The organism is Methanospirillum sp. (assembly GCF_028679455.1).
In the GTDB taxonomy this organism is placed as follows: domain Archaea; phylum Halobacteriota; class Methanomicrobia; order Methanomicrobiales; family Methanospirillaceae; genus Methanospirillum.
Window position 1 is genome coordinate 1 of sequence record NZ_JAJRBM010000200.1, and the last position, 7,954, is coordinate 7,954.

Annotated in this window: 7 protein-coding genes and 1 pseudogene; 2 read left to right on the forward strand and 6 right to left on the reverse strand. The window is 48.8% G+C overall.

Annotated elements, in window-relative coordinates:
• The coding region (locus LUQ50_RS06695; RefSeq protein WP_300038059.1) for a tetratricopeptide repeat protein at nt 1-1,764 on the forward strand (1,764 nt) is incomplete at its 5' end.
• Between the two features lie 54 nt (nt 1,765-1,818).
• Here the strand turns inward: LUQ50_RS06695 and LUQ50_RS06700 are convergent.
• From LUQ50_RS06700 to LUQ50_RS06725, 6 genes are all read right to left on the reverse strand, one after another.
• Complete coding sequence (locus LUQ50_RS06700; RefSeq protein WP_300038062.1) at nt 1,819-2,178, reverse strand: response regulator transcription factor; 360 nt, start codon at nt 2,176-2,178, stop codon at nt 1,819-1,821.
• Nucleotides 2,179-2,317: 139 nt separating this feature from the next.
• On the reverse strand, nt 2,318-2,821 hold the full coding sequence (gene ilvN, locus LUQ50_RS06705) for an acetolactate synthase small subunit (protein ID WP_300038065.1): 504 nt from the start codon (nt 2,819-2,821) through the stop codon (nt 2,318-2,320).
• Nucleotides 2,822-4,513, reverse strand: coding sequence for a biosynthetic-type acetolactate synthase large subunit (ilvB, locus tag LUQ50_RS06710; RefSeq protein ID WP_300038067.1), 1,692 nt, complete (start codon nt 4,511-4,513; stop codon nt 2,822-2,824). It lies immediately after the preceding gene.
• Nucleotides 4,485-5,999, reverse strand: a complete 1,515-nt coding sequence (locus LUQ50_RS06715) for a 2-isopropylmalate synthase (RefSeq protein ID WP_300038070.1) — start codon at nt 5,997-5,999, stop codon at nt 4,485-4,487. The genes ilvB and LUQ50_RS06715 overlap by 29 nt, the downstream gene beginning before the upstream one ends.
• 169 nt (nt 6,000-6,168) lie before the next feature.
• Nucleotides 6,169-6,864: a TIGR00266 family protein gene (locus tag LUQ50_RS06720; RefSeq protein WP_300038073.1), complete on the reverse strand. Its 696-nt coding sequence runs from the start codon at nt 6,862-6,864 to the stop codon at nt 6,169-6,171.
• Nucleotides 6,865-7,013: 149 nt separating this feature from the next.
• Entirely contained in the window at nt 7,014-7,565 is a 552-nt protein-coding gene (locus LUQ50_RS06725; protein WP_300038076.1) for a hypothetical protein, read from the reverse strand.
• A gap of 212 nt (nt 7,566-7,777) precedes the next feature.
• Between LUQ50_RS06725 and LUQ50_RS06730 the strand changes: the two are divergent.
• Nucleotides 7,778-7,954, forward strand: a pseudogene (locus tag LUQ50_RS06730) (ketol-acid reductoisomerase); the annotation flags it as partial.

Consider the following 7,954-nt stretch of genomic DNA (forward strand, 5'->3'; position numbering starts at 1 on the left):
AACGCACTAGCCTACCAGAATGAACACCCGAAACTGATCAAGGTTGCTGAACGGTACCTTGAACGGTTTGGAGCTGATGAAGAGGTCTTTTTCCTGCTCGGTGTTTCACTGTATAAACTCGGTCTCTATGATGGTGCGATCCAGAAATTCACCGAGACGCTCTCCCGGGATTCGACCAATGTCGAAGCATCATATTGGTATGGTCTCACGCTCCTGGCCCTGAAACGGTACACCGATGCAATAGCTGCCTTTGAGATGGTTGAAGACAACCAACCTGAAGATTATCAGGCCTGGTTTTCACATGCCAAAGCACTGGTCTCCCTGGGAGAATTTCAGAAAGCCGAGTTCATCCTGAAACATTCGATCCAGTTGTCAGGTTCAGAATTCGACTCATGGCTGCTTCTGGCTCAGGTCCAGGTAGCCCAGAATCAGTCTCCTGATGCAATTCAGTCCTTAAACCATGCACTTGAACTGATCCCGGCTGATAATGAAGCATTGATGCTGAAAGCAGAACTGCAGATGAAGATTGGGTCATATCGGAGTGCCTGCCATACCTATGAACGGATCAGTGATCCGGCAGCTGGCAGATATGATGTGCTGTACGGGTTTGCCACCGCCCTCTTTCAGACCGGTCAGGTGAAGGAGGCACATGCTAAAGTAGGACGACTGCTTGAAAAATATGAGAAGAATGCTGATCTCTGGATTCTAAAAGCAGAGATTGAACAGTCATTGCATCTGTTTGAAGATGCATCACTCTCACTTCTTCAAGCCTCTAAGCAGGCTCCGGATGATGAAAAGATCCCCGGGATATTGGGTGTGGCCCTCTTTGAAGCAGGACATTACAAGGAAGCGGTCAGATCTCTGGAAAAAGCATTGAATCAGCACCCTGAAAATGGTGAACTCTGGAAGCGGAAAGCGTCAGCTCATGAGATTATGCGCAATTACAGCCAGGCTGCTGAGGCATACCAGCATGCTGCCATATATCTCCCTGACGATCCGGTTATGATAAAAAAACAGGGTGTCACTCTGTATGCAGCAGGCAAATGCGAGAAAGCACTATCCAGTTTTGACCACTATCTGGATCTTGCTCCTGATGACGGTGAGATCTGGGAACTAAAGGGAAAAACACTGTACCGTCTGGGAGAGTACGAGCGTTCAGCCGAGGCGTTCAGTCACATTACCGGACAACGGAAACATGATCCTACGCTCCTGATCCGGTACTCACGGAGTCTTTGTGCAGCAGGTAACTACGAGGAGGCCCTCAAGCCCCTTACCATTGCTTTGGAACTCAAACCCGATGATCCCGAAGCATGGCGTCTGAAAGCAGATGCCGAGATCGCATGTGGCAGGCAGGATGAGGCAGCCCGTGCAGTTTCAGAAGCTCTGAAACAGTTTCCCGAAGATCCAACCCTCCTGCTATCCCATGCAAAATCCCTGTATGAAAACGGGACCTATAATGAAGCCTTGCAGGCAGTGGAAAAAATTCTTGAGATCGCTCCGGATATTCCTGAACCCTGGGCACTGCATGCTGAGTTGCTCTGGATAACCGGTGAACATGAAGCAGCCGTTACTGCGTATGAGCGGGTTCTCGCAGAAGACGATGAAAATGCCAGGGCCTGGTTTCTCAAAGGTGACGCTCTTCAAAATCTCGGGAGGTTCGAGGATGCTGCTCTTGCCCATGAGCGTGCATTCTCCCTCGGTGGGGATAACTCGGTGGGTCTGTTGATATCAAAAAAGATGCGGTATCTGCAGCAAAAGAGATGATATGTGATTGTGAAGGTTACTGATTCCCCGAATTGTGATTGAATTTTCTGTTTTTCATGCCGCAATGTGCCCTTTCAGGTTTTTGAGTACCGTCTCCCTGTCATATGGTTTGACGATGTAACCAGCAGCACCAACCCGGAGTGCAAGTGCTACTACCTGCTCAAGTCCTGCGGCTGAGCACATGACTACCGGTATTGCAGGGAATTCTTTTTTGAACTCCCGAAGTATTTCTATCCCATTCATGTCCGGCATCACGAGGTCAAGAATGATGAGATCTGGCTGTTTCTCCCGGCATAGACGGATTCCTTCCGGCCCCATTTCAGCCGCAATAGTTGTGTATCCTTCAGTGCTTAAGATTTCTGCCATGTGGTTTTGGTCTACCGGATTGTCATCAATAATAAGTACAGTTGCCATTTCTGTTCCCCCGGCTCTGGTAATCCAGAGCCGAAACCCCCTGATATGTATCTGTTATGCTGGTCTGGAATATCAAGTTACGGAAATATTAGAGATCAGGATTCTAAATCTTCTGGTAATGAAAAAATGAGAAAGGCTCTTATCTGCCTGAACAGGCAGTTCCTGCACCCCGCTGGAGTGCTATCTTTCCTGTTCTGACCAGTTCGATGATACCATATGGGTTGAGTAGATCCACAATTGCCGCAATCTTGCCAGAGTCTCCGGTCACTTCGATCATCAGGGTATCAGTTCCCACATCAATGATCTTAGCCCTGAATATCCCTGCAACCTGCATGATCGCTGATCTGACTTCTCCGGGTTCTGCTTTAACCTTTATGAGAGCCAGTTCACGTTCAACATGCTCTGAGTTGGTAATATCCAGAACTTTGATGACCTCGATTAGTTTATGGAGTTGTTTTTTTACCTGCTCAATCTGGACATCATTCCCTGATACGACGATAGTAATTCTACTGGTATTAGGCTGTTCGCAGGTCCCGACTGCAAGACTCTCGATGTTGAATCCCCGACGTGAAAAAAGGCCCGTAACCCGGGTGAGAACTCCCGGGCTGTCCTCGACCATAACACTGAAGATATGTCGGTTCATTTACTCCTCCTCGTGTTCGGTATGATGGCCGACGATCATCTCACTGATGGCAGCCCCTGCCGGGACCATCGGGAACACGTTCTCTTCACGCTCAACCCGGATATCCAGCAGGTATGGCCCCTTATGGTCGAGAGCACGCTTCAGTGCCGGTTCAACCTCATTCGGTGCAGTCACGGTTTCAGCCCCAATCCCGTATGCCTGGGCAATTTTGGCAAATTGAACCTCTGGCAACTCAGTATACGAATACCGGTGCTCGTAGAATAGTTCCTGCCACTGCCTGACCATACCCAGGAACCGGTTGTTGAGGATCACAATCTTCACCGGGATATTGTACTGAGCGATGGTGCCAAGTTCCTGGATATTCATCTGGAAACTGCCATCACCGGCGATGACCACAACCGGTTCGTCAGGACAGGCCATCTGGGCTCCCATTGCTGCAGGAAACCCGAATCCCATGGTTCCGAGACCTCCTGAACTAATCCACTGACGAGGACGGGAGAACTGATAATACTGGGCAGTCCACATCTGGTTCTGTCCGACCTCACTGGCGATTACTCCTCTGGTTCCGAGAATCTCTGCAAGCTTCCTGATCACATACTGAGGTTTGAGTTTTCCATCTTCTTTGAACCTGAGTGGGTGGGAACGCTTCCATGTTTGTACCTTCTCTGACCACTCCGGATGTGGGCAGCCACCGGGTATTTTCTGGAGCATATCAGTGAGGACATTTTTTGCATCACCCACGATCGGCACATCCACGGTTTTGTTCTTCCCGATCTCTGCAGGATCAATATCGATATGAATGATCTTTGCATGTGGTGCAAAGGTTGCCAGATTTCCGGTCACCCGGTCATCAAACCTGACACCGATGGAGAAGAGCAGGTCAGCTTCAGTGATCGCATAGTTTGCATATTCTGTCCCATGCATCCCGAGCATGCCGAGATTCAACGGGTGAGCTGCAGGGATGCATCCAAGCCCCATCAACGTGGTGGTGATCGGAATACAGGTTCGCTCAGCAAACTCAACCAGTTCCTTTGATGCATCAGAGGCGATGACCCCTCCGCCTGCATAAATAATTGGCCGCTTTGCGGTACCAATCAGATCAAGGGCTTTCTGGATCTGCTTTCCGTGACCGTGATACGTTGGTTTGTATCCCCGAAGCCGGATCTGCTGGTCAGGTCCGTCTTCATCAGGGATTCTGGTTGTACTGACATCCTTGGGAATATCGATGAGAACAGGTCCTTTCCGTCCGGTACCCGCGATGTAGAATGCTTCCCTGATGATCCGTTTGAGATCTTTTACATCCTGTACCAGGAAGTTGTGTTTGGTCACCGGCATGGTGATGCCAGTGATATCTGACTCCTGGAATGCATCATTGCCAAGCAGGCTAGTCGGAACCTGTCCGGTTAGAGCCACAACAGGGATTGAATCCATATATGCGGTAGCAAGACCGGTTACCAGGTTACAGGCCCCCGGTCCTGAAGTGGCGAGACAAACTCCCACCTTTCCGCTTGCCCGGGCGTACCCGTCAGCTGCATGAATGGCTGCCTGTTCATGTCTAACCAGAATGTGCCTGATATCAGCGTCATAGAGTTCATCATAGATTGGAAGAACTACACCGCCCGGATACCCAAAGATGACGTCTACTCCCTGCTCTTTCAGCCCTTCAATCAGTATCTGTGCGCCGCTTTTCATCGATCTCCCTCAACAGACGGTTCATTCCCGTCACCACCGCTTCTACACTGGCCTGGATAATATCGGTCCTGGCTCCGCGTGAAGTGATAGTTCTTCCATCTTTTCTCAGTTTTACGGTTACATCAACCATTGCATCGGTACCACCGGTGATAGCCTCGACATTATACTCGTCAAGCCTGATATCACCGGCACTTGCAACTGACTGCTGCAGCACCCGAAGTGCTGCATCCACCGGGCCGTCTCCGGTTGCTGCACCAGTGACCACCTCGCCGTTGACCTCCATGGTGACCGAAGCGGTAGGCAGAATGTTGGATCCGCTCACAACCGTGAATTGTTTGACACTGATAATTGGCTTACATTCAAGCAGCATAACCGCATCTGCGATCGCCATCACATCGGTATCACTCACTCGTCTGCCCTCGTCACCGAGTGCTTTAACCCGTTTTACGATCTCCTCGAGCTGGCGTGGGTTAGGTGTATAACCGAGTTCGGTGAGTGCTGCTTTTACCGATGCTGATCCCGAATGTTTCCCGAGAACGATCCGTCGGTGTCTTCCGACCAGTTCCGGGGAAATGGGCTCATAGGTACGTGAATCCCTGAAGAGACCATGGGCATGGATCCCACTCTCATGGGTAAATGCCATCGTCCCAACGATCGGTTTGTTGGTTGCAAATGGCACTCCGGTCAGGCGGGACACCAGTGTCGATAGTGAATATATCTTCTTTGTGTCAATCCCGGTTTTATAACCGTAGAGTGTCTCCAGTGACATGACCACTTCTTCAAGCGGTGTGTTACCTGCCCGCTCACCGAGACCGTTTACCGTGACATGAGTACAACTGGCTCCGGCTTTCAGTGCAGAAAGGGTGGTTGCCAGTGCCAGTCCGAGATCATTATGACAGTGGATGCTGAGCGGAGCTATGCATAGAGATGGAATGATCTCTGTTGCACGCTCCGGTGTAAGAACTCCCACCGTATCACAGAAACAGAGCCGATCTGCTCCGTGAGCAATCCCGTCCCGGTAGAGCATACCAAGAAATTCCTGGTCTGCTCGTGAAGCATCTTCACCAGAAAGTTCAACGATGAGTCCGCGTTCTTTTGCATAGGTGATCGCACTCATAGCCATTGCATGAACTTCTTCACGGGTCTTCTGCATCTTTTTGGATATGTGAAGATCAGATACCGGGACCACCAGATGTACTGAGTCAGCTCCGGCCTCTACTGCACAGTCGATATCCTGACTGAGCGCCCTGACATAAGTACAACATTCTGCAGCAAGTCCTGCATCGGCGATCAGATGGATCGCCTCTCTCTCGCCTTCCGATGCAACTGCAGATCCTGCCTCGATGACATGTACTCCGATATCTGAAAGAGCAATAGCAATATCGAGTTTTTGTGCAGGAGTCAGCGATACCCCGGGTGTCTGTTCTCCGTCCCGAAGCGTTGTGTCGAAAAAACGTAACTTCTTATCGCCCAATAAAACACTCACTCATAGGATGTATCTCCCAAGAGATGATGGGAGTTTACTCTCTAAAAATGTTATGCTGAAAAAAGAAGATCTATTATATATTGGTTCCAGCCCTCTATAATTTTGGTGCATTAATTAGTGTTTTTCAGGTGGTGCGCACCAGGCTTGTTTGTCAAATATGCATTTTCGATCAACGGGCTGTTGTCTGAATCTTTGGCTCAATAAGTTTCCAGATCCAGTCTGCAAGTTCTCTGATGTTTTTCGTTTGAATGTATACCTCTCCCGGACCGGTGATATCTGTCACCATAAATTCTCCTGAGAGAAATGTCTCTTTCCATCCCCCAAACTTGGTAACCTGATATGAGCAGGTATCGCTGAATGCGACAAGGTGAAAATTATCAACAACAAGCCGTTCTCCCTGAGCGAGGATATGTTTGTCAATCGCCCCAAACGTGTTGATAAAGAGCAGACCTTCGCCTGATACCTTAATCATGAACAGGCCCTGACCGAATATTCCTTTCGTAAATCCCTGCCATTCTGCATCCAGGTTTATACCCAGTTCGGATGCGATGTATGCAGATTTCTGAAGGATAAATCCCCTGTTCTGATTGATCTCAAGAACCTCGACGTCACCGAGCGGTGCTGCAGAAAAACCCGCCTCTCCCGGACCTGATTTAGCCGTAAACTCGTTGACAAAGAAGGACTGTCCACCGAGCAGTGTCATTCCTATGGTAGAGAGCAGGCCTTGTTTCCGCTTCCTGGTATGGACCTCAATGGATGGTTGCATGTAGGTCATCGATCCTGCTTCGGCTGCGATCGATTCTCCTGGTTGCAGGGTTATTACCAGATATCCATAACTTGGACGATATTTGATCTCGTACTGCATGAGAATACTCCGTGATAGTGATAAGATACTCTACGAGAAAGAGTTGTTGAACGCGATTAATAATTACTGTTCTGTGGTTAGATAAAAAAAATATCTTACTTTCTGTATCCTGACACATCCGGAGAATCAGGTATACTAATGACAAATAATTATGGGCACGGATAGACGATGGTGACCGTTGAATCATCTTCTCCAGATTTTAAACTATTCTTCTCTTCAGAACTCTGATTTACTTCGTCTGGGTGAAAAAAAGCAGAACTTTCGTTTCGTTTCTGTACCTGATACGCATCAAGTGCATCCCAGTCGCCTGCCCGGATCATCTCGCCGATTGAACTATATGTAGTGTTATTTTTTCCAGGTATGGCAGTTTCTCCATCGGTAAGATTTACTAAACCAACAGAGGGTACATGAGAACTATTTTCGGTTATTGTGGTATTTGGGTGAGTTGTGTTAACCTGAACCGGAGTTGCTGTTGGAAGCGGCGTCATTACTCTCGGTGTTGAACTGGTAGCAGAAACATTTCCTGCGATAACACCGGAATAATATGGATTTGTAGCCATTCGACCCGACTCTGAAACTCCGAAGTCTCCATAATCCCCGAATCCTGCTCCTGTTCCGCTGGCGATCACCGCAGGAATAATGCTTACTATCAGCGATGAAACCAGGAGGAAGGTCATGATGAATCGGTATCTGTCATTCATACTCATATCTGCTTGTTCCACGGAGATAACGATTCTGAATATCTTCTGGTGTGCACAAGGGTGAAGGATCCCTCTTCTATATGCACCACTCAATGCGCGTAACTGCACCACTACCTGGTACATGCCTGCACCATACTACTCAGGATCCTGCATAGAAGGAAAAGAGATATCCCTTCATTTCCAATGGTGTAAAAGGAGGACAGAGGTCATCTATGATCCAGAAGTATTACGATAAAGATGTCGATCCGTCTGCAATTTCCAAGAAGACAATTGCGGTGATCGGATACGGCTCTCAGGGGAGAGGACAGGCACTGAATCTGAAAGACAGCGGCCTGCAGGTGATCATTGGTCTGCGCCCCGGAAAGAGTTGGGATCTTGCCAAGAGCGAG